Origin of the sequence: Streptomyces sp. NRRL F-6676, from assembly GCF_000725625.1 — a bacterium.
Classification (GTDB): Bacteria; Actinomycetota; Actinomycetes; order Streptomycetales; family Streptomycetaceae; genus Streptomyces.
Genome location: NZ_KL647084.1, coordinates 195028 through 221938 on the forward strand (window position 1 = coordinate 195028; position 26911 = coordinate 221938).

Annotated in this window: 25 protein-coding genes; 14 read left to right on the top strand and 11 right to left on the bottom strand. The window is 73.2% G+C overall.

The window, feature by feature from the left end; genetic code table 11:
* The first annotated feature begins 97 nt into the window (after positions 1 to 97).
* Together IO29_RS33800 and IO29_RS33805 are read left to right on the top strand one after the other, a co-directional pair.
* The gene (locus IO29_RS33800) at positions 98 to 550 is read left to right on the top strand and encodes an ATP-binding protein (protein WP_030379185.1); all 453 of its coding nucleotides are present in this window, start codon (positions 98 to 100) and stop codon (positions 548 to 550) included.
* Between the two features lie 248 nt (positions 551 to 798).
* Positions 799 to 1863, top strand: coding sequence for a sodium:calcium antiporter (locus tag IO29_RS33805; protein ID WP_030379186.1), 1065 nt, complete (start codon positions 799 to 801; stop codon positions 1861 to 1863).
* Between the two features lie 16 nt (positions 1864 to 1879).
* Here the strand turns inward: IO29_RS33805 and paaK are convergent, their stop codons facing one another.
* Positions 1880 to 3226, bottom strand: coding sequence for a phenylacetate--CoA ligase PaaK (paaK, locus tag IO29_RS33810; protein WP_030379187.1), 1347 nt, complete (start codon positions 3224 to 3226; stop codon positions 1880 to 1882).
* Positions 3223 to 3648: a hydroxyphenylacetyl-CoA thioesterase PaaI gene (gene paaI, locus IO29_RS33815; protein ID WP_051707515.1), complete on the bottom strand. Its 426-nt coding sequence runs from the start codon at positions 3646 to 3648 to the stop codon at positions 3223 to 3225. Before paaI ends, paaK begins: the two co-directional genes overlap by 4 nt.
* 291 nt (positions 3649 to 3939) lie before the next feature.
* On the opposite strand from paaI, the gene paaA reads away from it, so the two are divergent.
* The 5 genes from paaA to paaE are packed head-to-tail and all read left to right on the top strand — an operon-like array spanning position 3940 to position 7734.
* Positions 3940 to 4938 carry a 1,2-phenylacetyl-CoA epoxidase subunit PaaA gene (gene paaA / locus IO29_RS33820; protein ID WP_030379189.1) on the top strand — a complete coding sequence of 333 codons (999 nt, stop codon included), beginning with the start codon at positions 3940 to 3942 and terminating at the stop codon, positions 4936 to 4938.
* Entirely contained in the window at positions 4935 to 5237 is a 303-nt protein-coding gene (paaB, locus tag IO29_RS33825) for a 1,2-phenylacetyl-CoA epoxidase subunit PaaB (RefSeq protein WP_030379190.1), read from the top strand. The genes paaA and paaB overlap by 4 nt, the downstream gene beginning before the upstream one ends.
* 9 nt (positions 5238 to 5246) lie before the next feature.
* The gene (paaC, locus tag IO29_RS33830; RefSeq protein WP_030379191.1) at positions 5247 to 6086 is read left to right on the top strand and encodes a 1,2-phenylacetyl-CoA epoxidase subunit PaaC; all 840 of its coding nucleotides are present in this window, start codon (positions 5247 to 5249) and stop codon (positions 6084 to 6086) included.
* A complete protein-coding gene (gene paaD, locus IO29_RS33835) occupies positions 6083 to 6613 on the top strand; it encodes a 1,2-phenylacetyl-CoA epoxidase subunit PaaD (protein ID WP_030379192.1) in 531 nt (176 codons plus the stop codon). Before paaC ends, paaD begins: the two co-directional genes overlap by 4 nt.
* On the top strand, positions 6613 to 7734 hold the full coding sequence (paaE, locus tag IO29_RS33840; RefSeq protein WP_030379193.1) for a 1,2-phenylacetyl-CoA epoxidase subunit PaaE: 1122 nt from the start codon (positions 6613 to 6615) through the stop codon (positions 7732 to 7734). Before paaD ends, paaE begins: the two co-directional genes overlap by 1 nt.
* A gap of 130 nt (positions 7735 to 7864) precedes the next feature.
* Here the strand turns inward: paaE and IO29_RS33845 are convergent, their stop codons facing one another.
* The 4 genes from IO29_RS33845 to IO29_RS33860 all read right to left on the bottom strand — a co-directional run bounded on the left by IO29_RS33845 (position 7865) and on the right by IO29_RS33860 (position 12571).
* Positions 7865 to 9937, bottom strand: coding sequence for an iron ABC transporter permease (locus IO29_RS33845; RefSeq protein WP_030379194.1), 2073 nt, complete (start codon positions 9935 to 9937; stop codon positions 7865 to 7867).
* A 4-nt stretch (positions 9938 to 9941) separates the two neighbouring features.
* A complete protein-coding gene (locus IO29_RS33850) occupies positions 9942 to 10916 on the bottom strand; it encodes an ABC transporter substrate-binding protein (protein WP_030379195.1) in 975 nt (324 codons plus the stop codon).
* Positions 10913 to 11722 carry an ABC transporter ATP-binding protein gene (locus IO29_RS33855; RefSeq protein ID WP_324608157.1) on the bottom strand — a complete coding sequence of 270 codons (810 nt, stop codon included), beginning with the start codon at positions 11720 to 11722 and terminating at the stop codon, positions 10913 to 10915. Before IO29_RS33855 ends, IO29_RS33850 begins: the two co-directional genes overlap by 4 nt.
* 243 nt (positions 11723 to 11965) lie before the next feature.
* On the bottom strand, positions 11966 to 12571 hold the full coding sequence (locus tag IO29_RS33860) for a TetR/AcrR family transcriptional regulator (protein WP_030379197.1): 606 nt from the start codon (positions 12569 to 12571) through the stop codon (positions 11966 to 11968).
* 94 nt (positions 12572 to 12665) lie between these two features.
* Here IO29_RS33860 and IO29_RS33865 point away from each other — a divergent pair, with 94 nt between their 5' ends.
* The 4 genes from IO29_RS33865 (at position 12666) to IO29_RS33880 (ending at position 16869) form a co-directional block, all read left to right on the top strand.
* The gene (locus IO29_RS33865; RefSeq protein WP_030379198.1) at positions 12666 to 13574 is read left to right on the top strand and encodes a carbon-nitrogen hydrolase family protein; all 909 of its coding nucleotides are present in this window, start codon (positions 12666 to 12668) and stop codon (positions 13572 to 13574) included.
* The gene (locus IO29_RS33870; RefSeq protein ID WP_030379199.1) at positions 13571 to 14950 is read left to right on the top strand and encodes an APC family permease; all 1380 of its coding nucleotides are present in this window, start codon (positions 13571 to 13573) and stop codon (positions 14948 to 14950) included. The genes IO29_RS33865 and IO29_RS33870 overlap by 4 nt, the downstream gene beginning before the upstream one ends.
* A 176-nt stretch (positions 14951 to 15126) precedes the next feature.
* Positions 15127 to 15612 (top strand): cation:proton antiporter regulatory subunit, encoded by a 486-nt coding sequence (locus tag IO29_RS33875; RefSeq protein ID WP_234307473.1) that lies wholly within the window; start codon positions 15127 to 15129, stop codon positions 15610 to 15612.
* 6 nt (positions 15613 to 15618) lie between these two features.
* Positions 15619 to 16869: a cation:proton antiporter gene (locus IO29_RS33880; RefSeq protein WP_030379201.1), complete on the top strand. Its 1251-nt coding sequence runs from the start codon at positions 15619 to 15621 to the stop codon at positions 16867 to 16869.
* A gap of 412 nt (positions 16870 to 17281) precedes the next feature.
* Here the strand turns inward: IO29_RS33880 and IO29_RS33885 are convergent, their stop codons facing one another.
* Positions 17282 to 18787 (bottom strand): DEAD/DEAH box helicase, encoded by a 1506-nt coding sequence (locus tag IO29_RS33885; RefSeq protein WP_030379202.1) that lies wholly within the window; start codon positions 18785 to 18787, stop codon positions 17282 to 17284.
* Positions 18788 to 19000: 213 nt separating this feature from the next.
* Positions 19001 to 19204 (bottom strand): cold-shock protein, encoded by a 204-nt coding sequence (locus IO29_RS33890; RefSeq protein WP_030379203.1) that lies wholly within the window; start codon positions 19202 to 19204, stop codon positions 19001 to 19003.
* 321 nt (positions 19205 to 19525) lie between these two features.
* Between IO29_RS33890 and IO29_RS33895 the strand changes: the two genes are divergently transcribed.
* Both IO29_RS33895 and rhaS read left to right on the top strand, forming a co-directional pair.
* Entirely contained in the window at positions 19526 to 21235 is a 1710-nt protein-coding gene (locus IO29_RS33895; RefSeq protein ID WP_158709312.1) for a SpoIIE family protein phosphatase, read from the top strand.
* A gap of 191 nt (positions 21236 to 21426) precedes the next feature.
* Entirely contained in the window at positions 21427 to 22494 is a 1068-nt protein-coding gene (gene rhaS, locus IO29_RS33900) for a rhamnose ABC transporter substrate-binding protein (RefSeq protein ID WP_030379205.1), read from the top strand.
* Positions 22495 to 22497: 3 nt separating this feature from the next.
* Here the strand turns inward: rhaS and IO29_RS33905 are convergent, their stop codons facing one another.
* Positions 22498 to 23964: an SGNH/GDSL hydrolase family protein gene (locus IO29_RS33905; protein WP_234316406.1), complete on the bottom strand. Its 1467-nt coding sequence runs from the start codon at positions 23962 to 23964 to the stop codon at positions 22498 to 22500.
* A gap of 113 nt (positions 23965 to 24077) precedes the next feature.
* Positions 24078 to 24656: a hemerythrin domain-containing protein gene (locus tag IO29_RS33910; RefSeq protein WP_030379207.1), complete on the bottom strand. Its 579-nt coding sequence runs from the start codon at positions 24654 to 24656 to the stop codon at positions 24078 to 24080.
* Between the two features lie 488 nt (positions 24657 to 25144).
* Here IO29_RS33910 and IO29_RS33915 point away from each other — a divergent pair, with 488 nt between their 5' ends.
* Positions 25145 to 26023: an SGNH/GDSL hydrolase family protein gene (locus IO29_RS33915; RefSeq protein WP_030379208.1), complete on the top strand. Its 879-nt coding sequence runs from the start codon at positions 25145 to 25147 to the stop codon at positions 26021 to 26023.
* Between the two features lie 118 nt (positions 26024 to 26141).
* Here IO29_RS33915 and IO29_RS33920 read toward each other — a convergent pair whose 3' ends face one another.
* Entirely contained in the window at positions 26142 to 26795 is a 654-nt protein-coding gene (locus IO29_RS33920; protein ID WP_051707517.1) for a DedA family protein, read from the bottom strand.
* Positions 26796 to 26911 lie beyond the last annotated feature (116 nt).

Below are 26911 nucleotides of genomic sequence, written 5' to 3' on the forward strand. Positions count from 1 at the left end.
CGGGGGATCACGGCTTCAGGGAATCTTGGTGTCCGCCGAGTTTGTGGGTAGACGGCTTCTGGAACAACGGTCAGAGCTCAGGAAGAGGGCGGATCGGATGGACGGGGCTGCCCGGAACGAGGACCAGCTGCTGGACGACGGGCCGATGCGGGCATCGGCGGCCTACGAAGGCAGACCCGGTGACATCGCGCGGGCGCGCGACCTGGTCCGGGACTTTCTGACCCGGGTGCAGTCCGAGCACGGCTTTCCGGTGACGGAACGCGCGATGGGCACGGCACAGCTGGTGGTCAGCGAACTGATGACGAACGCCTGCAAGTACGCGGCCGGGCCCTGCCTGGTCGATCTGGGGCTGGACGCCGACCGGGTGGAGATCACCGTCTGGGACAGCGCCCCCGTGCTGCCGGTGGCCAAGGCGGCCGATCCGGGCCGGGTCGGGCAACACGGTCTGGAGATAGTGATGGCCGTCTGCCAGAGCTTCGAGGTGCACCGGGAGCCGGTCGGCAAGCGCACGATCGCCGCGATCGCCCTTGGGGAGGACGCCACCGGGTAGGCCGTCAGGGGCCGGGGCCGGGGCCGGGGCCGGGGCCGGGGCCGGGGCGGGGCCGGGGCAGTGCCCGTGTGCGGCTCCGCCGCGTGGGCGCGGTCCTTCGGAGGGTCCGGGGCGCAGCCCCCGGGGCCGGGATGGCGGGGGCGGGGAACCCGCACACGCGCTCCCCGCCCCCGCCATGACGCCGCGTCACTCGGGGGCGCTGCACCGGCCCCCCCATGAGACGCTCCCGAGCGGGTACTGGGCGCGGCATGGGATCACTGAGTTCACCGGTGCTGCTCGTGCTGTTCATCGCCAGCGCGGCCGCCATCTGGTACGCGGGCATCAAGCTGTCCGACACCACCGACGTGCTCGCCGAGCGCCTCCACCTGGGCAGCGCGCTGGGCGGCCTCGTCCTGCTGGCCATCGCGACCAACCTGCCCGAGATCGCCATCACCGCGAGCGCGGCACTCTCCGGCGAACTCGACGTCGCCGTCGGCAACATCCTGGGCGGCATCGCCCTGCAAACCGTCGTCCTGGTGATCCTCGACGCCGCCGGGGTACGGCCGCGCGCGCCGCTGACCCGGATGGCGGCCGGCCTCCAACTCGTGCTGGAGGGCGCGCTGGTGGTGGTCGTGCTGGCCGTGGTGGTCATGGGCACCCAGCTCTCGCCCGGCCTGCACGCCGGCGGGCTCGCCCCCGCCTCGCTCGCCATCGCCCTGCTCTGGGTGATCGGCCTCGTCCTGCTGAACCGGGCGGGCCGCGGGCTGCCCTGGCGGGAGGGCGGGGACGCGCCCGACGCCCAGCCCGAGCCGCGCGGTCACTCGCGCGGCAAGAAGGAGAAGGCCGCGACCAAGAAGGGCGTGGGCACGGGCCGCGCGGCCCTGATCTTCGGCGCCGCGGCGCTCGCCACCCTGGTCGCCGGTGTCGTCATCGAGCGCAGCGGCGAGGAGTTCTTCGCCCGGCAGGGCCTGAGCGGCATCCTGTTCGGCGCCACCGTGCTGGCCGCGGCCACCTCGCTGCCCGAGGTCAGCACCGGGCTGACCTCCACCCGGCTGGGCGACTACCAGCTCGCCATGAGCGACATCTTCGGCGGCAACGCCTTCCTGCCCGTGCTGTTCCTGCTCGCCGCGCTGGTGTCCGGCGAGCCCGTCCTGCCGGCCGCGCACGACACCGACATCTACCTCACCGCGCTCGGCATCATCCTCACCGTCGTCTACATGGCCGGGCTGATCTTCCGGCCACGCCGCCAGTACGGGCGGATGGGCGTCGACAGCGTCGCCGTCCTCGTCATCTATCTGATCGGCATCGGGGGACTGGCGACCATCGCCACCTGACCCTCCGCGGCGCGTCTCAGTGCTCGCGCAGGTCCCTGACCCGGCGGATCTTGCCCACCGAACGCTCCAGCGTCTCCGGCTCCACGACGGTCACCTCCGCCGTCAGCCCGATGTCGTCCTTGATGCCCCGGGCGATCGCCCCGGCGGCCGCCGCGCGCTGCCCGGCCGGGGTGCCGGGGCGGGCCTCCACCTGGACCGCCATGTGGTCGAGCCGGCCCCGCCGGGTCAGCCGGAGCTGGAAGTGCGGGGCGACACCGGGGGTGCGCAGCACGATCTCCTCGATCTGGCTGGGGAACACGTTCACACCGCGCAGGATGAGCATGTCGTCACACCGCCCGGTGATCTTCTCGATGCGGCGGAAGGCCGGACGGGCCGTCCCCGGCAGCAGCCGGGTGAGATCCCGCGTGCGGTAGCGGACGACGGGCATCGCCTCGCGCGTGAGCGAGGTGAGGATCAGCTCGCCGCCCTCGCCCTCGGGCATCACCGCGTCCGTCACCGGGTCGACGACCTCCGGCAGGAAGTGGTCCTCCCACACATGCAGCCCGTCCTTGGTCTCCACGCACTCCTGGGCGACGCCGGGGCCCATCACCTCCGACAGCCCGTAGATGTCCACGGCGTGCAGATCGAGCCGCTCCTCGATCTCGCGGCGCATCTCCTCCGTCCACGGCTCGGCGCCGAAGATGCCCACGCGCAGGGAGGTGGAGCGCGGGTCGATGCCCTGGCGTTCGAACTCGTCGAGCAGGGTGAGCATGTAGGACGGGGTGATCATGATGATCTCGGGCCGGAAGTCCTGGATGATCCGCACCTGGCGCGCGGTCATCCCGCCCGAGGCGGGGATGACCGTGCAGCCGGCCCGCTCGGCGCCGTAGTGCGCGCCGAGACCGCCGGTGAACAGGCCGTACCCGTAGGAGACATGCACCTTGTGCCCCGCGCGGCCGCCGGCGGCGCGGATCGAGCGGGCGACGAGGTCCGCCCAGACGGAGAGGTCGTGCTCGGTGTACCCGACCACCGTGGGGCGCCCGGTGGTCCCGCTGGAGGCGTGGACGCGGCGCACCTCGGCCATGGGGACGGCGAACATCCCGAAGGGGTAGGTGTCCCGCAGATCCGCCTTGGTGGTGAACGGGAACCGCGCGATGTCCTCCAGGGTGCGGCAGTCCTCGGGGGTGACACCGGCCGCGTCGAACTTCCTGCGGTACAGCTCCACATGGTCGTACGCGCGGCGCAGGGTGGCCCGCAGCCGCGTGAGCTGGAGGTCGCGCAGTTCCTCCCGGGACATGCGCTCGGCCTCGTCCCGCAGCTCCGCCGGGAGCGGCCGGCCGCGCCGGGGCCCGGCGGCCGCCGGGGTCGTGGTCTCGCTGCTCATGGTGCCTCCTCCGTGCGGACGCCGGCCCCGGTGTCCTGCGGGGCGGGCGCCCGTGTGCTCCCGACCGTGCGGCTGCGGCCGCGGAACTCCGCGATCAGCTCGTCGCCGCGCAGGACGCTCACGTCGTACAGACCGCTGCGGCCGTAGCGGGTGCGCTCCCGCGCGGTGGCCACGAGGACGTCGCCCTCGCGGGCCGGGGCGACGAAGTCGATGCCTGCCCCGGCCGCGACGGTCACGGGGCCGTGGCTGTTGCAGGCGCACGCGAAGGCCGTGTCGGCGAGGAGGAACAGATAGCCGCCGTGCGCGATGCCGTGTCCGTTGACCATCGACGCCGTCACCGCCATGCGCAGGACGGCGCTGCCCTCGCCGTACTCGACGACCTCGATGCCGAGCCGCCGGGAGGCCTCGTCCGCCTCGAACATCGTCCGCGCGGGGTCCGGCCCCGCCTGTACGTTTCGCGTCACCGTACCGCCACCCACTCCGTGCCGCCCGAGGCCGCCAAGCGCCTGCCGTGCGCACCGACCGACCATTCGGTCCTGTGCGGCACGGCCATGTAATCCAGCCACGTCGAAGGGTGTCAAGAGGTGCAGCCCGTCCCCTCCGCTCTTGCCAGGACCCGGGGCGCGCACCGTACTATGGACCGAACGAACGGTCGGTTGGCGCAGGTGCGGACCTCGGGCGACAAGGGGGCACACGCGGTGGAAGGCGGGCAGATGACCAGGACGGAATCCGGCGTGCCGGCGCCGGGCGGCGGCACCGGCCCCGGGCCGGCGGACCTCCCCGAGAGGTTCGACGCGACGATCGCACGCGACCAGCGCATCGAGCCGCGCGACTGGATGCCGGACGGCTACCGCAGGACGCTGGTCCGGCAGATCGCCCAGCACGCGCACTCGGAGATCATCGGCATGCAGCCCGAGGCCGAGTGGATCACCCGCGCCCCCTCGCTGCGCCGCAAGGCGATCCTGCTCGCCAAGGTCCAGGACGAAGCCGGGCACGGCCTCTATCTGTACTCGGCGGCCGAGACCCTCGGCGTCGACCGGGCCGACCTGAACCAGCGGCTGCTCGAAGGACGCCAGAAGTACTCGTCGATCTTCAACTACCCCACGCTCAGCTTCGCCGACGTCGGCGTCATCGGCTGGTTCGTGGACGGCGCGGCGATCTGCAACCAGGTCCCCCTCTGCCGCAGCTCCTACGGCCCCTACGCGCGCGCCATGGTCCGCGTCTGCAAGGAGGAGTCGTTCCACCAGCGGCAGGGCTACGAACTGCTGCGCACCATGACGCGCGGCACCGACGCCCAGCGGGAGATGGTCCAGGACGCGGTGGACCGCTGGTGGTGGCCCTCGCTGATGATGTTCGGCCCGCCCGACGAGAACTCGCCCAACTCCGCGCAGTCCATGGCCTGGAAGATCAAGCGGCACAGCAACGACGAACTGCGGCAGCGGTTCGTCGACATGACGGTCCCGCAGGCCGACGCCCTCGGCGTCACCCTGCCCGATCCGGAGCTGCGCTGGAACGAGGAGCGCGGCCGCTACGACTTCGGCACCCCCGACTTCGCCGAGCTGACGCGCGTCATCAAGGGCGACGGCCCCTGCAACGCCCAGCGGATGGAACGCCGCCGCACCGCCCATGAGGAGGGCGCCTGGGTGCGCGAGGCGGCCGCGGCACACGCCGCCAAGCAGGCGGCCCGGACCCGCGAAGGAGCGGCGGCATGAGCGACACCACGGCCCCCAGGGGCGACTGGCCGCTGTACGAGGTGTTCGTGCGCGGCAAACGCGGCCTGAACCACGTGCACGTCGGCTCGCTGCACGCGGCGGACGACCGCATGGCCCTCACCCACGCCCGCGACCTCTACACCCGGCGCAACGAGGGCGTGAGCATCTGGGTGGTGCGCAGCGACCTCATCACCGCCTCCACCCGCGACGAACGGGACCCGTTCTTCGCCCCGAGCGCCGACAAGGTCTACCGCCACCCCACCTTCTACGACATTCCCGACGACGTCCCCCACATCTAGGAGCAGGGCATGAGCGACGACCACGTCTATCTGTCCCTGGCGGGCGGACCGGACGAGGACGCCGAGGGCGACACCCGCTGGGCCTTCGGCACCGGCTTCGAGGACCCGCTGCACGGCGTGGACACCGCCGTGCCCGCCGGCCTCGACACCGCCGCACTGGCCGCCCACTGCCTGGCCCTCGCCGACGACGCGCTGGTCTCCGCCCAGCGGCTCGCCGAATGGACCACCCGCGCCCCGGAGCTGGAGGAGGAGGTCGCGCTCGCCAACATCGGCCTCGACCTGCTCGGCCAGGCCCGGCTGCTGTACGCGCGCTGCGGCCAGGTCGACGGCACCGGACGCGGAGAGGACGCCTACGCCTACTTCCGTGACGCCGCCGGCTTCCGCAACGTCCGCCTGGCCGAACTCCCGAACGGGGACTTCGCGTTCACGATCGTGCGGCTGCTGGCGCTCTCGAGCTGGCGGCTCGCCGAGTTCGAGCGGCTCACCGCCTCGCCCGACCCGGTCCTCGCCGCCGTCGCCGCCAAGGGCACCAGGGAGCTGGCCTACCACCGGCAGTACGCCGCCGAGTGGGCCGTCCGGCTCGGGGACGGCACGGAGGAGTCCCACCGCCGGATGCGCACCGCGCTGGACGGGGTCGGCCCCTACCTCGGCGAACTCTTCGCCGCCTGCGACGTACGCGAGGAGGTCACCGCCGTACTCGCACAGGTCACCGCGGCGGGCGGACTGCCGATGCCCGACGCACCCGCCCTCCCCGGCGCCGGCCGCGACGGCACGCACACCGCGCACCTCGCCCCGCTCCTCGCCGAACTCCAGAGTGTGGCCCGCGCCCACCCGGAAGCCGCGTGGTGACCGTGCGAACCCTTCCCCCGCGCGGCACGACCGCGGCCGACGCCCGGCGGATCGCCGCGCGGGTGCCGGACCCCGAGCTGCCCATGCTCACCCTCGCCGACCTCGGCGTCCTGCGGGACGTGCGCGTGGCGGAGGACGGCACGGTCGTCGCCGACCTCACCCCCACCTACTCCGGCTGCCCCGCGATGGCCGAGATGCGGGCCGAGGTCGCCGCCCGGCTGCGCGCCGCCGGACACGCGCGCGTCCAGGTCCGTACCGTCCTCGACCCGCCCTGGACCACCGACTGGATCACCCCCGAGGGCCTCCGCAAGCTCGCCGCGCACGGCATCGCCCCGCCCGGCCCGGCGCCCCGGCCCACGAGCGGCCCCGTACCGCTCACCCTGTCCCCGACGCGGCGCGCGGTGCCCTGCCCCCGCTGCGGCTCGGCGCGCACGGAGGAGACCTCCCGGTTCGGCTCCACCTCGTGCAAGGCGCTGTGGCGCTGTCTCGACTGCCGGGAGCCGTTCGAGCACTTCAAGGAGATCTGATGGACGACGTGCTCGCCGCGGGCGCGACCGGAACGACCGCCACGGCCCGCCGCCCCCGGCGCCGGCCCGCCTTCCACCCGTTGCGGGTCGCCTCGGTGGAACGGCTGTGCGAGGACGCGGTCGCCGTCGGCTTCGACATCCCCGGGGAACTGGCCGAGGAGTTCGCCTTCGCGCCCGGCCAGTCCCTCACCCTGCGCCGCCGGATCGACGGGCGGGACGAGCGGCGCTCGTACTCCATCTGCGCCCCCGTCGGCGCTCCGCCGCGCATCGCTGTGCGCGAGGTGCCCGGCGGGTTCTTCTCCTCCTGGCTGGTCCATGAGGTCCGGCCCGGCGACACGGTCGAGGTGATGGGCCCCACCGGGGCCTTCACCCCCGACCTCACCGTGCCCGCCCACCATGTGCTGATCGCCGCCGGGTCCGGCATCACGCCGATGCTGTCCATCGCGGAGTCGGTCCTCGCCGCCGACGACCGTTCCCGCGTCACGCTCCTGTACGGCAACCGCCGTACCGGCTCGGTGATGTTCGCGGACGAGCTGGCCGACCTGAAGGATCTGCACCCCACCCGGTTCCAGCTCGCCCACGTCCTCTCCCGGGAGCCGCGCGAGGCCGAGCTGTTCTCGGGGCGGCTGGACGCGGCGCGGCTCGGCACGCTGGTCGGGGCGCTGGTGGATGTGGAGAGCGTGGGGCACTGGTGGCTCTGCGGGCCGCACGGGATGGTGCGCGACGCCCGGTCGGTGCTGGCCGGGCTGGGTGTGGCGGGGGAGCGGGTGCACCAGGAGTTGTTCTACGCGGACGACGAGCCGGTGCGGGTTGTGCGTCACGAGGAGGTGTCCGTCGACGGGCCCGTCAGCCGGGTCACCGTCGTGCTCGACGGGCGGGCGACGACGTCGGTGCTGCCGCGGGGGGTGACGGTGCTGGACTCCGCGGCGAGGGTTCGCCCGGACCTTCCGTTCGCCTGCAAGGGCGGTGTGTGCGGGACGTGCCGGGCGCGGGTGACGGCGGGGTCGGTCGACATGCGGCGCAACTACGCGTTGGAGCCGGGGGAGGTGGAGGCGGGGTACGTCCTGACGTGCCAGAGCTATCCGGTGACGGAGGAACTGACGGTGGATTACGACGGGTGAGGGGAGGGCGGGCGCTCCGCCTCCGGACCCCCGGAAGATCGCGCGGTTCCCCGCGCCCCCCTCAGGGGCGCGGGGAACCGCGCGACAAGCCACGACGCCCCCGCAGCCCCGACCTGTTGGGCGCCGTCCGTCACCGCCGCCCCCGTACCAGCAGGTACAGGAAGTACGGCGTCCCGACCACCGCTGTCATCAGACCCGCCCCGAGCTGCGCCGGGGCGATCACCGTGCGGCCCAGGACGTCCGCCACGCAGACCAGGGCCGCGCCCAGCAGTACCGCGACCGGCACGACCCGCACATGCCGGCGGCCCACCAGGGAGCGGGCGGCGTGAGGGGCGACCAGGCCGACGAAGCCGATCGTGCCCGCCGCGGCGACCGCCGTCGCGCTCAGCAGCACGGCGAGCGCGAGGAGGCCCAGCCGGGCCGGACCGAGGCGCAGGCCCAGGAGCCCGGGCGTGTCGTCGTCGATCGAGACCAGGTCCAGCTCGGCCCGCCGGACCACGGCCACCACGAGTCCCAGCACCAGCACCGCCGCCACCGGCAGCGCGTCCGGCAGCGTGCGGCCGTACGTCGAACCGGACAGCCAGGTCAGCGCCTTCGTCGCGTTGAACGGGTCGGTCAGCACGATGAGCAGGCTGATCAGCGCCGTCGTACCGGCGGACACACCGACGCCGACGAGCACCAGCCGGTGCTGCGGGAACCCGCCCCGCGCGGCGAGCCCGAACACGACGACCGCCGTGACGGCCGCCCCCGCGAACGCCGCCCCGGCCACCCCCCACGCCCCCGCCGCCGGCACCGAGGTGACCAGCGCGACGGCGCCGAGCGCGGCCCCGCCGGTGACGCCGAGGACGCCGGGCTCGGCGAGCGGATTGCGGGTGACGGCCTGCACCAGGGTGCCGGACAGCGCCAGCGCCGCCCCCGCGAGAAGCGCGGCGAGCACGCGCGGGACCCGGGTGTCCAAGACGTAGGAGACCGTGCGACCCGCCCTGCCCTGCGCCCAGTTGACGACGTCGCCGAGGAGCAGCTTGGAGTCGCCGAGGAGCACGGCGGCGACCACCACCACGACGAGGACGACCGCGAGCCCGGCCACTGTCGCGGCGAACACCGCCCGGCTCGGGATCCGCAACCGGTCCGGCGCGCCCGCCGAGGCGGTGTCCTTGACCCGCAGGGCCATCCCGACCAGGAACACCGCGCCGACGACGGCGGTGACGACCCCCGTCGGCACGGCCACGGCGAGCCGCGCGGAGACGACGGCGCGCAGCAGCACGTCCGAGCCGAGGACGAGCCCCGCCCCGGCCAGCCCGGCGACGGGCACGAGCGCCCGGGCCCGGGTGAACGCCCGGTGGCGGCGGGCCAGCGGCCGGACGAGCGCCGGGGCGCACAGCCCGACGAACCCGAAGGGTCCGGCGAGCGTCACCGCGGCCGCCGAGAGCAGCGCGGCGAGCAGGACCACCGTGACCCGCGTGCCCCGCACCGGAACGCCGAGCCCGCGCGCGGCGTCGTCGCCGAGCGCGAGGGCGTCGACCCGGCGCGCCACCAGAAGCAGTCCGACGGCACCGGTCAGCGCCACCGGCAGCATCTGGAGCACGCCGTCGAAGCCGTTCTGGCTGATGCTGCCCTGGTTCCACTGGTAGAGGCCCTCGGTGCGCTGCGGGAACAGCAGCAGCAACCCCTGGGTGACGGAGGTCAGTCCGAGGGCGAGGGCGCTGCCCGCCAGGACCAGCCGGACGGTGCCCCCGCCCGGCCCGGACAGGCCGAGGACGACGGCCGCCGCGGCGAGCCCGCCGGCGAACGCCACGCCCGAGGAGGCGACCAGCGGCAGGGAGACCCCGCTGACGGTGACCACACCGAGCGCGAGGTACGAACCGGCGTTCACGGCAAGGGTGTCGGGCGCGGCCAGCACATTGCGGCTGACCGCCTGGAGCGCGGCGCCCGCCATGCCGAGGGCGGCGCCGACGAGCAGTCCGGCGGCGGCCCGCGGCAGCCGGGAGGCGACGACGACGGAGGCGTCGCCGGCGTCGGCGCGGCCGGTCAGCGCCTTCCACACCTCCGCCGGGCCGACCGCGGCCGTGCCCTGGGTGAGGTCGACGACGGCGAACGCCACGACCAGGAGCGCGAGCGCGGCGGTCACCGCCGCGGCGCCGGCGGTCCGGGGCGCGGCGGCGGCCTGTGGGCGGGTGACGGGTGGGGGCGCGGTGACGGTCACGGCGCTACTTCGTCAGTGCGCCGACGACGGCGTCGATGTACGCCACCATCGACTCCGGGCCGCCGAACATCCAGATGCCGTCGGGCAGCCGGCTCACGTGGTCCGCCTTGACGAACTTCAGGGACTTCCACACGGAGTTCTTCGCCAGACCGTCCGCGAACGGGTCGTCGCCGTCGCTGTCGTTGGAGAGATACGCGAACCGCACGTCACCGAGGCCGGTCAGTCCCTCCACGTCTGTGCTGGCGAGGCCGTAGTTCTTGTCGCCCTTGAGCGTCCAGGCGTTCTTGAGGCCGATCTCCTCGCTGACCGCGCCGATGAGGGAGCCGCTGGTGTACGGACGGATCGTCACCTGATTCGAGACGACGTAGCCGTCGGCGAAGGCGTACTTCGCCCCGTCGAGCCCCGCGTCGGCCAGCGCCTTCCTGCCCTCGGCGACCTTGGCGTCGAACGCCTTCCTCACCTCGGCGGCCTTGGCCGTGGTGCCGGTGGCCTTCGCGACGAGGTCGAGGTTGTCCTCCATCTGCCCGATCGGGTCGGCGGCGTCGGCGGAGCGCAGCGTGAGGACGGGGGCGACCTCGCGAAGCTGCTCGAGGACGGAGGCGGACAGGTCGGTGGTGGCGACGACGAGGTCGGGGTGGAGCGAGGCGATCGTGTCGGTGCTGGGTTCGCCGCGGGTGCCGATGTCCTTGGGGCTGTTCTTCAGCGGGACGGCGGAGTCGTAGGCCTTGTAGCCCTTGACGTCGGCGGCGCCGACGGGGTCGACCCCGAGCGAGACCAGGCTCTCGACGGCGTTCCACTCGGTGCCGACGACCCGCTTCGCCGGGCCGTCGAGGGTGACCTTGGTGCCGCTCGCGTCGGTGAGCGAGATCTTCTCGGCGGTCTTCGCCCTGGTGTCGGCGGCGGGTTCGGTGGTGCCGCAGGCGGTCAGGGCGAGGGCCGCGAGGGTGCCGGAGGCGGCGAGGGCGAGGGAGCGTCTCATGACGGGGCGTGGAGCCTTTCACTGCGGGTGTGGTGGCGGCCGAGCGCGCGGGTGCGCAGCCGGCCGGTGAGGGGGTCGGTGCCGACCTCGATGCGGATGCCGTAGGTACGGGTCAGCAGGTCGGGGGTGAGGACGTCCTCGGGGGTGCCGTCGGCGAGCACGCGGCCCGCGCCGAGCAGGGTGATCCGGTCGGCGACGGCGGCGGCCTGGTCGAGGTCGTGCAGGACCACGCCGACGGCGATGCCGTGATCGTCGGCCAGATCACGGATCAGGTCGAGGAGTTCGACCTGATAGCGCAGATCGAGGTAGGTGGTGGGCTCGTCGAGCAGGAGGACGCCGGTCTCCTGGGCGAGACAGCTCGCGAGCCAGACGCGCTGGAGCTGTCCGCCGGAGAGGTGGTCGGCGCCGCGGTCGGCGAGCGCGGTGACGCCGGTCAGGGCGAGCGCGCGGTCGACGGCGGCCGCCCCGCCGGGGTCGGGGCGGCCCCAGCGCCCCCGGTAGGGGTAGCGGCCGAAGGTGACGACATCGCGGACGGTGAGGCCGCTCGGGGTGGGCCGGCCCTGGGTGAGCAGGGCGACCCGGCGGGCGAACTCCCGTGCGCTGAGGGCGAGTCCGTCGGCGGGCGCGTCCTCGTCCGGGGCGTCGAGGGCGAGCGTGCCGGTGCGGGGCCGCTGGAGACGGGCCAGCGTGCGCAGGAGCGTGGACTTGCCGCTCCCGTTCGGGCCCACCAGCGCGGTCACCTCGCCGGGGCGCAGGGTGAGGCCCGCGGCGTGGACGACGTCGACGCCGTCGTACGCCACGGTCATCTCTCGGGCCGTCAGTTCATGGCCGCGCGAAGGGAAGCCCGCGGCGGGCGCGTCACCTGAAGTCACGCGACGAAGGTTAGCCTACCCTTACTCATTCTTCGAACGGGTGGGTCACGTTCTGGAACGGGGCGCGAGGCGGGCGCCGTGGGGCGAGAGTCCCAGGTGGGGGCCGGTGTCGAGTGCGGGAGCGCCCAACTCCGTTCGCCGTCGGGCTGGTTGAGGGGCGTCGCCGCCCGGAGGGCGTCACTCGCCCGGCTCGGGCATCCCCGTCATCAGTCGCGCATGGCGCAGCAGCCGCTGTTCGACCTCCTCGGCCGTCGCCACCCCGGAGAGGACGTCGATGCCGTACCCGTCCTCCAGGGCGACGAAGGACCGGGCGAGGAAGTCGGCGGGGGCGGCCAGGCGGAAGTCGCCCGAGGCCGCGCCCTCCTCCAGCACCTGCTGGTAGAGGCCGGTCTGCTGGGCGAGGAAGGCGGTGTTGCGCGCGGCGGCGGCCTCCACCCGGAAGGCGACGGGCAGCAGCTCGTACAGCAGCCGGCTGGTCGTCTCGGCCTCGCCGGGGAACGGGATGCCGGACGCGACGCACGCCGAGAGCCGCGCCCACGCGGTGTCGCACGCCTCCACCGCCGCGCGGCGCCGCAGGACGTAGGTGTCGGTGCCCTGTTCGAACACGGCGACCAGCAGGTCGTTGATGTCCGGGTAGTAGTACAGGACCGAGGCCGGGGTCAGTCCCGCCTGGGCCGCTATGTCGCGCAGTCGCGCGTTCGTCACCCCGCGTTCGAGCACGGTCTGTGTCGCGGCCTGCACCAGCTGTGCGCGTCGGGCGGTCTGGTTGCGGGGACGCGGCATGCGGTCATCCTCTCACGGCCTCCGGTACGACCTCTTGACGCCCCGGTGTTCGTTAATCAAACTTCGTTTAACGAATCACGGAAGGCAGTTCCCCATGGCCTCACCCCTCCCTCTCGCGCTCGTCCAGGCCCCCGCGCCCCCGGCCGGGAACCTCGACACCTTCGCCTCCGGTCTGGAGCGACTGGCGCGGCAGCGGCCGGCAGTACGCCTGTACGTCCACCCCGAGCTCCACCTCGCCACGGCCGCCCCCGGCACCGTCCCCGGCGAGGACGGACCGGCCCCCGAGGAACTGGCCCAGCCGCTCGACGGCCCCCTCGACCGGCGGCTCGGCGAGCTCGCCGGTGACCTCGGTGTCTGGCTCGCCCCGGGCAGCCTGTACGAGCGGGGCGCGGACGGGAACATCTACAACACCGCCCCGGTGTACTCGCCCGAGGGCCGCCGGGTGGCCGCGTACCGCAAGATCTGCCCCTGGCGCCCCTACGAGAGGGTCACGCCCGGCACCGAGTTCGTCGTCTTCCAGATGGGCGAGTACGGCCGCGTCGGCCTGACCATCTGCTACGACGCCTGGTTCCCGGAGATCACCCGCAACCTCGCCCACCTGGGCGCCGAGCTGATCCTCAACGTCGTCCAGACGCCCACCAGCGACCGCGAGCAGGAGACCGTCCTGGCCCGCGCCAACGCCCTCACCAACCAGGTGTTCGTCGCCAGCGTCAACGCCGCCACCCCCACCGGGGTGGGGCGCAGCCTCCTCGTGGACCCCGAGGGCCGCGTCCGCGTCCACGCCCCGGGCGCCGACGACTGCGTCCTGACCGACGTCATCGACCTCGGCGAGACCGCCCGCGTCCGCCGGTACGGCACCGCGGGGCTCAACCGTCCATGGGAGCAGTTCCGGCCCGGCGACGCCGCACTCGACCTGCCGCTCTACTCCGGCAGGATTGAACCCAGCACCTGGGGAGCCGGCCACGGCGGCTCACCCCTCACGGAACGGCACGAAGCCTCATGACCACCACCCCCGAGACCGGGACGACGTCCGGTCGCCTGGTGCCCAAGCTCGGCCTGCTGTCCCTCGTCGTCTTCGGCCTGGCCTACATGGCACCGGCCATCGTGGTGTCGACGTTCGGCGTCATCGCGGGCACCTCCGGCGGCGTCGCGCCCACCGCGTACCTCGTCGCCACCGTGGCCATGACGCTCACCGCGCTCAGCTACGGCAAGCTGGCCCGCGACTACCCCGCCTCCGGCTCGGTCTACACCTACGCCCGCAAGCTCCTCGGCTCCCGCATCGGCTTCCTCGCGGGCTGGGCCCTGCTGCTGGACTACCTCTTCCTGCCCATGGTCGCCTGGCTGATCCAGGCCCTCTACCTCCATGTGCAGTTCCCGGCGCTGCCGACCTGGGCCTGGCTGGTCGTCGTCATCGCCGTCACCACCCTCGTCAACGCGCTGGGCATCGTGCTGGCCGACCGCGTCAACAAGGTGCTGCTCGGACTGACCAGCCTCGGCCTGCTCGCGCTCGTCGTGGTCTGCGTGCACACCCTGGGCGGCTCCTCCGCCTCCGACGGGGGGCACGCGCTGTGGAACCCGGCGGCCTCCGTCGGCACCGTCACCGCCGCCGCCGCGATCGCCGCGTACTCCTTCCTCGGCTTCGACGCGATCAGCACCCTCAGCGAGGAGGTGCGCGACCCCCAGCGCAACGTCCCCCGCGGCATCCTGCTCACCGTGATCGTCGGCGGCGGCATCTTCTTCGTCCTCTCGCTGCTGCTGCAATGGGTGCACCCCGGTGCCGTCTTCGGCGACGAGTCCACCGCGGGCTACGAGGTGGCGATCCAGGCCGGCGGCAAGGGCTTCGCCAACATCCTCAACGCCATCACCCTCGTCGGCGGCATGGCCTCCTGCGTCGCCATCCAGGCCAGCACCAGCCGGCTGATGTACGTCATGGGGCGCGACGGCGTCCTGCCCCGCCGCACCTTCGGCACGCTGCACCCGAGGCTGCGCACCCCGCTGTTCAATCTGCTGCTCATCGCGGTGATCGGCCTCTTCGCCACCCAGCTCTCGCTGGAGACGGCCACCTCGTTCATCAACTTCGGCGCCTTCCTGGCCTTCACCCTGGTCAACGTCTGCGTCCTGACCGCCTGGGTCCGGCACCGGCGCTCCGGCAACCACCGGTCCGTGCTCACCCACGCCGTCCTCCCGGTCCTCGGCGCCGCCGCCGACATCTACCTGCTCACCAAGCTCAGCCACACCGCCGTCCTGCTCGGCCTGGGCTGGCTGGTCCTCGGCATCGTCTACCTGTGCGTCCTGACCCGCGGGCTGCGCCAGGAGCCGCCGGAGCTCCACCTGGAGGAGACCTCCTCCGAGGGGACCCGCGTGACCGCGCCGGAGTGACCCGACGGCGCCCGACCACACCCCCCGCAGGCCCCGGAGCGACCCTCCGGGGCCTCGCCGTGCCGCGCGCCCTTCATGTGCCCGATAGGTGCGTGCACCCCGCAACTTGATCTCGATAGGTAGACTGTTGATCAAGATTGCACCAAGAGATCTCAAAAACATGGAGGGGGTCAGTGGTGGGTGCTCCACGCCTGAGCAGTACGCCGTTGCCGGGAATCGGTGTGCGGTACGACCTGACGACACGGGAGAGGCGGCGGCTCTCGGTGGTGGCCCACCGCGACGGCGCACGGACCCTGAGCGCCTACCGCACGGACGACCCCGACGCCTGCGCCCTGTCCGCGCGGCTCACCGCGGGGGAGGCGGAGGCGCTCATCGACGCCCTGCGGCCCGCCCACCAGAGCCCCAGCCTGCTCTCCACCACCGAACTCGGACTGGTGGCCGAGCGCATCGAGCTCGCGGCCACCTCGTACTGGAACGGGCGGTTGCTGGGGGACACCCGGATGCGCACCGAGACCGGCGTCTCCATCGTCGCCGTCCTGCGCCTTGCCGAGGCGATCCCGTCGCCCACCCCGGACTTCCGGCTGGCGGGCGGAGACATCCTCATCATGATCGGCACCCGCGAAGGGGTCGATGCCGCCGCGGTCATACTCGGACGGGAGTGAGCGCCTGTGCACTCCTCTCCTGTCTTCCTCATCGAGTTCGGCAGCATCATCCTCGGCCTCGGCCTGCTCGGCCGGTTCGCCGCCCGCTTCCAGTTCTCGCCCATCCCGCTCTATCTGCTGGCCGGTCTCGCCTTCGGGCAGGGCGGGCTGCTGCCGCTCGGCGCCAGCGAGGAGTTCGTGGCGATCGGTGCCGAGATCGGCGTCATCCTGCTGCTGCTCATGCTCGGCCTCGAATACACGGCCAGTGACCTGGTCTCCAACCTCAAGACGCAGTACCCCGCCGGGCTCGTCGACGCCGCGCTCAACGCCATGCCGGGCGCCGTCGCCGCGCTGCTGCTCGGCTGGGGGCCGGTGGCGGCGGTCGTGCTCGCCGGGGTCACCTGGGTCTCCTCCTCCGGGGTCATCGCCAAGGTCCTCGGCGACCTCGGACGGCTCGGCAACCGCGAGACGCCGACGATCCTGAGCATCCTCGTCCTCGAGGACCTCTCGATGGCCGTCTACCTGCCCATCGTCACCGCGCTGCTCGCCGGGTCCGGCCTCGCGGCCGGCAGCCTCACCCTGGCCGTCGCGCTCGGCGTCGCCGGGCTGGTCCTCGTCCTCGCCGTGCGGTACGGGCGGCTGGTCTCCCGGTTCGTCTCCAGCGACGACCCGGAGAAGCTGCTGCTGGTGGTGCTCGGGCTCACGCTGGTGATCGCCGGGCTGGCGCAGCAGTTGCAGGTGTCGGCGGCGGTCGGCGCGTTCCTGGTGGGCATCGCGCTCTCGGGCGAGGTCGCCGAGGGCGCGCACCATCTCCTCGCGCCGCTGCGGGACCTCTTCGCGGCCGTCTTCTTCGTCTTCTTCGGCCTGCACACCGACCCCTCCAGCATTCCGCCGGTACTGCTGCCGGCGCTCGCGCTGGCGGTGGTCACCGCGCTGACGAAGATCGCCACGGGGTACTGGGCCGCGAAGCGGGCCGGGGTCTCGGCGGGGGCGCGCTGGCGTGCGGGCGGCACGCTCGTCGCCCGCGGTGAGTTCTCCATCGTCATCGCCGGGCTCGCGGTGACGGCCGGCATCGAACCGTCGCTCGGGCCGCTGGCCACGGCGTACGTACTCATCCTGGTGATCGTGGGCCCGCTCACGGCACGCTTCACGGAGCCGGTCGCGTTGCGGATCACGGGGCGCCGGCGTGCCCCCGCGAACCGTGGCGACGCGGGGGTGGGGGGTCCGCGCCCCCACGAGTCGCTGGACACCCCGGAAGACACGGCGGCCCACCCGTAACACGGGGTGCGCCCCCTTTGCACCGGGGGTGCGGGGCGGTGCGGGCTGGATGCGCAGTCCCCCGCGCCCCTGGGCGGGTGGGGGTGGGCGTCTGAGTGGGATGGTGCGGGCCGGTGGGGGTTGGTCGCGCAATTCCCCGCGCCCCTGGGTGCGTAGGGGCTGGCCTTTTCAGAGGGCTGAGCCGTGCGAGGGTACTGTCCTGGGCACTCCACGGCGCCGTGCACCCTTGGGGGCGCGAGGAACTGCGCGACCAGCCACGATGGGCCCGCGGTCGCCGAGCCGCACGCGCTCCCGAGCTGTGTCGCGTGCGCGCGCCGCGCCCCGTCAGGGGCGCGACCAGCCACGGCGGGCCCGCGGGCGCCGAACCGCACGCACCCCCGGGCCCTGTCGCGCCGCGCGCGCAGCGCGGGGGTCAGCCGCGCCGGCCGCCCCCCGCGCCGCCGCCGGAGCCACCGGCGCGGGTTCCGCCGCCGCCGCGGCGGCCACGGCGGGGGGACGTGCTCCGCCGGCGTTCCGGCGCCGCGGCCGGCGCCGCGACAACGACCGGCACACCCGACGGCTCCCGCGCCCCCGTGATCTGCTCCAGTTCCGCGGGCTCGCCCGCGGACACCCGCGTCGTCCGCGGGGTGATCCCCGCATCCGCCATCAGCCGCGACATCTCCCGCCGCTGGTGCGGCAGCACGAGCGTCACCACCGTGCCGGACTCACCCGCCCGCGCCGTACGCCCGCCCCGGTGCAGATAGTCCTTGTGGTCGCCCGGCGGGTCGACGTTGACGACGAGATCGAGGTCGTCGACGTGGATCCCGCGCGCCGCGACGTTCGTCGCGATCAGCGCGGTGACGTGCCCGTCCTTGAACTGGGCCAGTGTCCGCGTGCGCTGCGACTGGGACTTGCCCCCGTGCAGCGCCGCCGCCCGCACCCCGACCGCCAGCAGCTTCTTGGCCAGCCGGTCCGCCGCGTGCTTGGTGTCGAGGAACATGATCACGCGCCCGTCGCGCGCGGCGATCCGCGCCGTCGTGGCGTGCTTGTCCTCGTCGTCGACGTGGAGCAGATGGTGCTCCATCGTGGTCACCGCACCCGCCGCCGGGTCCACCGAGTGGACCACCGGGTCGTGCAGATAGCGCCGCACGAGCCGGTCGACGTTGCGGTCGAGCGTCGCCGAGAACAGCAGCCGCTGTCCGTCCGGACGGGTCCGGTCGAGCAGCGCGGTGACCTGGGGCATGAACCCCATGTCGGTCATCTGGTCGGCCTCGTCCAGGACGGTGAGGGCGACACTGTCCAGCCGACAGTCGTCGCGGTCGATGAGGTCCTTGAGCCGCCCGGGCGTGGCGACGACGACCTCCGCCCCGGCGCGCAGCGCGCTCGACTGCCGGCCGAGCGACACGCCGCCGACCACCGTGGTGAGCCGCAGCCCGAGCGCGCGGGAGTACGGGGTGAGGGCGGCCGTGACCTGCTGGGCCAGCTCACGGGTGGGGACGAGGACGAGCGCCAGCGGATACCGGGGCTCCGCCCGCTGTCCGTGCATACGGGCCAGCAGGGCGAGCCCGAAGGCCAGGGTCTTGCCCGACCCCGTCCGCCCGCGGCCCAGTACGTCCCGCCCGGCCAGCGAGTTCGGCAGCGTCGCGGCCTGGATCGGGAAGGGCGCGGTCACGCCCTGGGAGGTGAGGGTGGCCAGCAGCCGCGCGGGCAGGCCGAGGTCGGCGAACGTCTCGACCGGCGGCAGCGCCGGCGTGATCGTCGTCGGCAGCGCGAACTCGCCGTGCGCTGCGGCCGTACGTCCGCCGCGGCCACCGCGGTTGGAGCCGGATCCCTGGCCCCCCGAGCGCTGCGGGGACCCGGAGCCCTGACCACCCGCCCGCTGCGGACGGGGACGGCGGCTCCGGGCGGAACGATTGTCGGTACGGGCAGGACGATTCATGCGGGGGCCTTCCTCGATGCGGCACGTATCGAGGAATTCCCGAGGCACCCGCGGGCGCCGTCGACCGGCCGTGACCGGCCGTGGGGGAATCGCAAGAATGAGCCGAAGAGACGTCGGACGGACGCCCGACGGAATGGAACTGCGGAGAACACACAACGGGCTGGGACCCGCACCCCGAGAGTGCGGGTCCCAGCCGTGCAGAACGCGTCGGCGTCAGGCAGGAACGATGTTCTCGGCCTGCGGGCCCTTCTGGCCCTGCGTGACGTCGAAGGTCACCTTCTGGCCCTCCTGAAGCTCACGGAAGCCGGAGGTGGCGATGTTCGAGTAGTGGGCGAACACGTCAGCGCCGCCACCGTCCTGCTCGATGAAGCCGAAACCCTTTTCCGAGTTGAACCACTTCACGGTGCCAGATGCCATGTTGTATCTCCTTTGGGGCAGTACCCGGAACCGCGTGTGCGGACCGGCGCCGCAGCGACGATGTACCCGACCGAAGATTCGGAAGACCTCGGACGAAATGACATCCGAAGGCCCCGGAAACGAAAAAAGCGCCCGTCGACAAAAGGTCGGCCGAGCGCTCGAAGCCTCTGGTAACCAAAACTGCAACAGCTCCAACGCTAGCACAGTCGTGGCGGAGTGCCCCCGGTGACTTGGTGGGGGGTCGGCCGGCGGGCCCCCCGGCACGTGCGCCGGACCGTGCGCCGAGGTGCCTGTCGGCGCCATAGGCGGAGAATGGCAGAGATGTCCGGAATGGGAGTCGAGGGTGGAAGCGGCGTCGGCGACACCGCCGGGGCCGGTGCCGCCGGGGTGCCCGCGCTCGTCGGGATCGGCGGGGTCGTGTGGGAGCCGGCGGCCGGGCGGCTGTGCTGCGACCCGACGGCGCTGGCCGTGCTCGGCATGACCCGCGAGGAGTGCGAGGAGCATCCGGAGACGCTGGCCGCCAGGGTGCTCGCCCAGGACATGCCCAGGCTGTTCGCCGAGGCCCGGCGCGTACTGGACCGGCAGACCGACTTCAGCCTCTACTTCCGCCTCCGGCACCCGGACGACGACGCCCGGTGGACCCACGCGCAGGGGCGGGTGCTGCGCGACACCGACGGGCGCGTGCTGCGCGTGGTCGGCGTCGTCCGGGACGCCCGCCCCGACGTGGAGGCCCGCGACGCCCACGCCGCGGACCCCACCGGCGCCCGCCACGCCGACATGGTGCAGGAGCTCACCACCGCGCTCACCCGGGCCGCCACCGTCGAGGAGGTCACCGAGGCCCTCGTCCGGGCGGGGCTGCTCGGCCCGGCGACGGTCAAGAGCGTCGCGGTCTGCTGCGAGGACCACGGCCATGTGCTGCTGCTGGCCTCCCGGGGTTTCCCGGCCCCGGTGGTCCGCGCGCTGCGGATGAGCCGGCTGGAGGACCCGCTCCCGCTGAGCGAGGCGATCCGCACCGGCCGGCCCGCGTTCCTCGACGACCACGCCGCCCTCCTCGACGGCTACCCGCAGCTGCGCGGCCTGCTGCCCGCGGACGCGCGCGTCGGCTACGCCGTCCTGCCGCTGACCGCCCAGGGCCGGACCTTCGGCGCGGTCGGCCTGGCCTCGGAGGGCGGCGGTTTCCCGCCGCAGGTGCGCACCCTGCTGCTCGCGCTCAGCGGCACCATCGCCCAGTCGTTGCAGCGCGCGCTGCTCTACGACCGGACCCGGGAGATGGCCGCCGGGCTCCAGACCAGCATGCTCCCGGCCCGGCTGCCGCAGACCCCCCTCCTCACCCTCGCCGCGCGCTACCGTCCCGCGCCGTTCGCCCACGAGGTCGGCGGCGACTGGTACGACGCGCTGCCGCTGTCCGGCGGCCGTACCGCCCTGGTCATCGGCGACGTCCAAGGGCACGACGTGCACGCCGCCGCCGTCATGGGGCAGCTGCGCACGGCCCTGCGGGCCTATCTAGCCGAGGGGCACTCGGCGCGGGCCGCGCTGAGCCGGGCCGGTCGGTTCCTCGCGGAACTGGGCACCGACCGGTTCGCCACGTGCACCCTCGCCGTGCTCGACCCCGTGGCCGACGAGGCGGAGGTCGTCCGCGCCGGGCACCTCGGGCCGCTGGTGCAGCACGCGGACGGGCGGTGCGCCTGGTATCCCGTGGCCGGGGGGATGCCGTTGGGGATCTTCCCGGAGGAGGAGTGCCCCACCACCCGCGTTCCGTTCGGGGCGGGGGCGACGATGGTGCTGTGCACCGACGGGCTGGTGGAGTCGCGGACGGCGGACATCCAGGAGGGCAAGGACGCGTTGGTGCGGGCGTTGGGGGCCGGGCCGGCGGGGGCGGGCGCCTTGGAGCTACTCGCCGATCATCTGCTGACCGCTGTCGCGGATCCGGCGGGGAACGCGGACGACATCGCGTTGCTCGTCGCCCGCCGGACACCCGGAGGACGCGCCCAGGCGGCGGGGCCGCACACCGGCACACCCTCGCGCCTCTGAGCGTTCGCGTTGAACGATTCATCGTCGTGCGGGTGTTGTGTGATCAAGTCGTGATGGCGACTGACCGGTATTCATCCAAGATCCGTTGACGTGGATCATGTGGGCTGTCTACCGTCCGGGCAGCCGTGTTGAAACCATTCACGCTGTCGTCAGCGCGGTGTAACTACTCAGCCCTGTAAAGGACTTGCGTCATGCGCTCGCCGAACGCCCGTCGTACCCGTGTCGCCCTGGCCGCCGTCGCCTCGCTCAGCGCGGCGCTCACCGCCTGCGGCGGCAACGAGGACGACGGTGCCTCGGGTGCCCGGTCGGCGGACCCCGACGCCACCGTCAAGACCGGCCTGACGGTGGCCTTCCTGCCCAAACAGCGGGACAACAACCTGTACTTCACCAACGCCGACCTCGGCGCCAAGTCGGCCGTCGAGGAACTCGGCTCCGCCTACGAGGACTTCGGCTCCAGCAGCGCCACCGACATCGCCGGGCAGAACTCGTACATCAAGATGCTCGCCCAGCAGGAGGTCGACGCCCTGGCCGTCTCCGCACAGGATCCGGCCAAACTCTGCACCGAGCTGAAGAGCGCGATGAAGCAGGGCGTCGTGGTCGTCACCTACGACTCGGACACCGACCCCGAGTGCCGCGACGCCTTCATCTCCCAGGCCTCCGCGGAGGACCTCGGCCGTACCGAGGTGCGGTTGATGGCCGAACAGATCGACAATCAGGGCGAGATCGCGATCCTGTCCGCGTCCAGGACCGCGGAGAACCAGAACTCCTGGATCGACTACATGAAGGACGAGCTGCACAAGCCCGCCTACAAGGACATCGAGCTGGTCGAGATCGCCTACGGCGACGACGACCCGGACAAGTCCGTCCAGGAGGCGCAGCGCCTGTTGCAGAAGTACCCCGGCCTCAAGGGCATCATCTCCCCGACCACCATAGGCATCGAGGCCGCCGCCCGCGTGGTGTCCGGGTCCGCCACGTACAAGGGCAAGGTGAAGGTCACCGGCCTCGGCACGCCCAACGAGATGCGCAAGTACGTCGGGGACGGCACGGTCGAGGCGTTCGAGCTGTGGGACCCGGCCAAGCTCGGCGAGCTCACCGCCCGCACGGCCGTCGCGCTGGCCTCCGGGCAGATCACGGGTGACAAGGGTGAGAGCTTCAAGGCCGGCGGCATGGGCGAGTACACCATCGGTGAGGACGGCGTGATCAACCTCGGCAAGCCGCAGGTGTTCGACAAGAACAACATCGATCAGTTCGACTTCTGACGCTCAGGGTCCTTCTGATGGATCTCCGTGGGAGAAGGAGCGGCGTTCGGTGCGTGCTCTCGCCGTGCCGTGTGGAAGCCCTCGTAGCGGCGCTACTTGGGCTTCCGTCGGGTGCAGCGGGGCCCGGTCCGTCGTCCCCTGCACGAACGGCTGCTTCGTGCACAGGCCGTGCCCGGTGAACAGCGGTCGTACGGCGGTGGCGCCGGTGCTCTCGGCGCCCTCGCGCAGCACCGAGTTGAGGGCCGCGAGACGGGAGCGCAGCACCTTGGCCTTCTCCTCGGTGAGCCCTTCGTCCTTCAGGCAGCCGAGATCCTCGCCGAAGGGGTCGTAGTACTCGTTGACCAGTACCTTCGGGTGCTGGGGCAGGTCGGAGAGCCGGCTGAGCAGCGTCTCGTAGTCCAGCGTGAACCGGGAGATCCGGCGCTGGAAGAAGGCGTCCGAGGCATTGTCGTCGCAGCTCGGCGAGGCGGCGCAGAGCCGGACGAGGTCCGCCCAGCCGACGTCGTTGGCCCCGACGCTGACGATGACCAGCGAGGCGTCCGTGGCGCGCTGCGCCTCGGCGAGCTGCGGCGGTGCCACCCGGTCGCCGAGTATCTGCACCCCGAGCAGCCCGTCGCGGACCGTGGCGCCGGAGCAGGCGAGGTTGAGCACCTTCCAGCGGTTGTTCTCCGCGAGCACCCGCGCGTACGCGTCGGCGCTGCGCTTGCACGCGGTGTCCAGTGCGTCGGGGTCGGGCAGCGGACGGTTGCCCGTGCCGGCCGCGGTGGAGTCCCCGAGGACCACGGCCCGTACGTCGCCGAGCACCGGGCCCTCGGCGCGCGGCACCGCGGTGACCGGGCTGCGGCCCACCAGGTCCGCGAGCGACCGGACCTTGCGCAGCGCGTCGGGGGTGGAGGAGGCCAGCAGGTAGAAGCCGACGGCGTTGAGCGCGCACACCACCGCGACGCCGGCCGCCAGCATCCGTACGGTGCGGCGCCACGGCATGCGGCGCAGTCCCGTCCAGGCGGCGAGCAGCAGCAGGACCAGACCGACGGCGACGGCCGTCTCCCACAGGCCGTAGCTGAGCCAGCCCGAGGCCAGTCTGCCCTTCAGATGCAGTGCGAGCTGGCTGTGGTCGCCGGATCGCAGCAGATGGTCCACCTGGGAGTCGGTGGCTATGTGCGTGAGCTGGAGCCGTGGCCGGATCGGTCCGTCGAAGTGGACCTTCGTCGGGATCGGCTGGCCGAACAGATCGAGTTCGCCGGGCCCGGACAGGCTCAGCCCCAGGGGCGCGGCCCCCACCCGGACGGTCTGGCCCGCCACCGACACGGATTGCAGCGGCGTGAGGCGCACGGCCAGCCACACGGCCGCGAGCGCCGCCGCGGCCATGCCGACGACGTGGGCGAGGACGATCCCGGCGCGGCGCAGCACCGGGTGCGGGCGGCGCGGTACTGGAGCTGTTCCCGTCGCTTCCTCCGGTCTTCCGGTCACTGCCGGTCGCCTCCGCCCCGTCGGTCCGTCGTCACCGGTCGCGGGCGCCCGCGGACCACCGTGGTGGGCAGGCGCGCCGGTCATCCCGGTTGAAGTGCCCCGCGCCGCGCCTCCTACGCCTCTCCCGGCGGACGCCGTCCCCGGCCCGAGACGGCGTCCCGGACACGGTCGGCGATCCGGAGCACGGGGCCGAGCATCTTGTGCGCGGCGGGGGAGTGCGGCGCCGACGGGTGGGGGCGCAACGGCGCCCTGGTCAGGGTGATCCGCACCTTGTCCCCGAGGAAGACCAGCTGCTCCTCGGAGACCTCGGCGGCGAGCAGCGGGAACAGCCGGTTCTCCTCGTCGGCCACATGGGCGCGGACCTCGCGGATCAGTTCCCTCAGTACGCGGTCGAGGTCCGGGTGGTCCGCGGGCAGGCCGTCGAGACCGGCGGCGAGCCGCTCGACGGCGGCGTGGTCGGCGATCTCCTTGTCCGCCAGGGCGTCCCCGTCCGGGACGTGCTCGCGCACCGCCGGATACAGGAACGCCTCCTCGGCGGAGGAGTGCCGCATCAGCCGGCTCACGGCCCGGTCCGCGCAGACCCGGCGTTCGGGGCTCGACGGGGGCAGCTCCTCGATCCGCGCGAAGAGCCGCTCCACCTCGCGGTGGTCGCTGGTCAGTTCCTCGATGACGGTTCCGCCGTGCCACGGCATCGCGGTCACCTGCCTTCCGGACCCTGGGCTGCCCCGGCGCCGGACGCGGCCGGGCCGTTCGGCGGGTCCCCGCGGTGCGGCACGCCGAAACGGCGGGGCGGAGCGGACGGTGTCCGCCGCGCGCCACCGCCCGCCGCCGTGTGCCGCTCCGGCGGTGCCGGGCGCGTGCCATGAGGCGACGTCAGGACGCGGCCGGGCGGCGGGTCCTGCGGCCGTACGCCTTTTGATGCCGGATTCAAGAAGTCGTGTCGATGTTGTTGACGCCGAGTCGAACAAGGCGCACATTACTTCTCGGTAGAACCGTTCGGTAACCGAGTGGCACCTCCCCGTTCCCCCGTCACCCGATCCCCGTCCCCGCCGACGGCGCGCGCGGCGTCCCCGCGCCCGGCCGCCGCCGGCCTCTCTTGAGCCGCCGAGTTCCCCACCCGTACGCCGCCGGGCACCGCCGTGCCCGGATCCGGCCTGCCCGACTCCGAGGAGAGAGCAGAATGCCCAGACGTGCACTCCGCCGTGCCCTGACGGCCGCCGCCACCGCCGCGAGCGCACTGGCCCTCGGCCTGGCCGCACCCAGCAGCGCCCACGCCGCCGCGCCCCTGCCGTACGTCGCCCTCGGCGACAGCTACAGCGCCGGTTCCGGCGTGCTGCCCGCCGACCTCTCGGCACCCCTGCTCTGCCTGCGCTCCACGCTGAACTACCCGCACGTCATCGCCGAACGCACCGGCGCCGACCTCACCGACGTCACCTGCGGCGCCGCCGAGACCGGCGACTTCACCGAGGCCCAGTACCCCGGCGTCCCCGCACAGCTCGACGCGGTCAAGAGCGACACCCGCCTGGTCACCCTCACCATCGGCGGCAACGACAACAACACCTTCATCGGCGCCATGCTGGCCTGCGGCACCGCCGGCATCGTCACGGCCGGACACGGCAGCCCCTGCAAGACGCTGTACGGCAGCACCTTCGACGACCAGATCGACGACACCACCTACCCCGCCGTCAAGGCCGCCCTCCAGAAGGTCCACGCCAAGGCACCGAACGCCCGGGTCGCCGCGCTCGGCTACCCCTGGATCATGCCGGCCGCCGCCGACAGCTCCTGCTTCCTCAAGATGCCCATCGCCTCCGGCGACGTGCCGTATCTGCGCGCCATCCAGGCCCACCTCAACGCGGTCATCGGGCGCGCCGCCCGGGAGACCGGCGCCACCTTCGTCGACTTCTCGAAGACCTCCGACGGACACGACGCCTGCTCGGCGAGCGGCACCCGCTGGATCGAGCCCCTCCTCTTCGGCACCAATATCGTCCCCGTCCACCCCAACGCGCGCGGCGAGCGCGCGATGGCCGAGCAGACGATGTCGGCCCTCGGCCTCGACTGACCGCCGGACCGGCCCACCGGCCGGTGGCCCGCCGCCGTACCACGCCGGCGGCGGGCCACCACCCCTCTCACCGGCGGACACCGGCGGACACCGGCGGACACCGGCGGACCGCCACCGCTCAGCCGCGTCCGGACCGGTCGGTGACCGGCGGCCGGTCCGGAGCCTCGTCGTGCGAACGCCGGCGCCGCCGCACCCGCCACACCACGAGCAGCACGACCACCAGCACCGCGATCACGACGGCGGCGGCCCGCCCGACCAGACTCTCGGCATGCTGGTACGCGGCGCCCGCCCCGTACCCCAGCAGCGTGAACCCGACCCCCCAGACCAGTCCGCCCAACGCGTTGAACAGCAGGAACCGCCGGTACGGCATCCGCGAGGCCCCGGCCAGCGCCGGCATCAGCGCGCGGAACAGCGCGACGAACCGGCCGAGGAACACCGCCGCGGGACCGCGTCGGCGTATCAGCTCGCTCGCCCTGTCGACTCCCTCGGAGTGACGGCGCAGCGGCCGGCTGTTCATGATGCGCGGCCCGAGCCGCCGCCCGATCTCGTACCCGACGCTGTCGCCCGTCACCGCGGCCAGGACCACCACGGCGGCCAGCAACCACACGTCCACGGTGCCCTGCCGGGCCAGTACCCCGCCGATGACCACCGCGGTCTCGCCCGGCAGGACGAAGCCGAAGAACAGCGCGTCCTCGGCGAACACCAGACCCGCGACCACGAGGTAGATCACAGGTCCGGACAGCCCGCTGAGCCAGTCGGTCACGACGTGCACCCGCCGACTCCTTCCCGCACCGGTCAGCCGGGACGGCCCACTCGTACGTCGCCCCGGAGTACGGCGGGTTCCCCCGGGAGGCCTCCCGCAATCCGGCGGGTCCGCGCGCGGCAGGA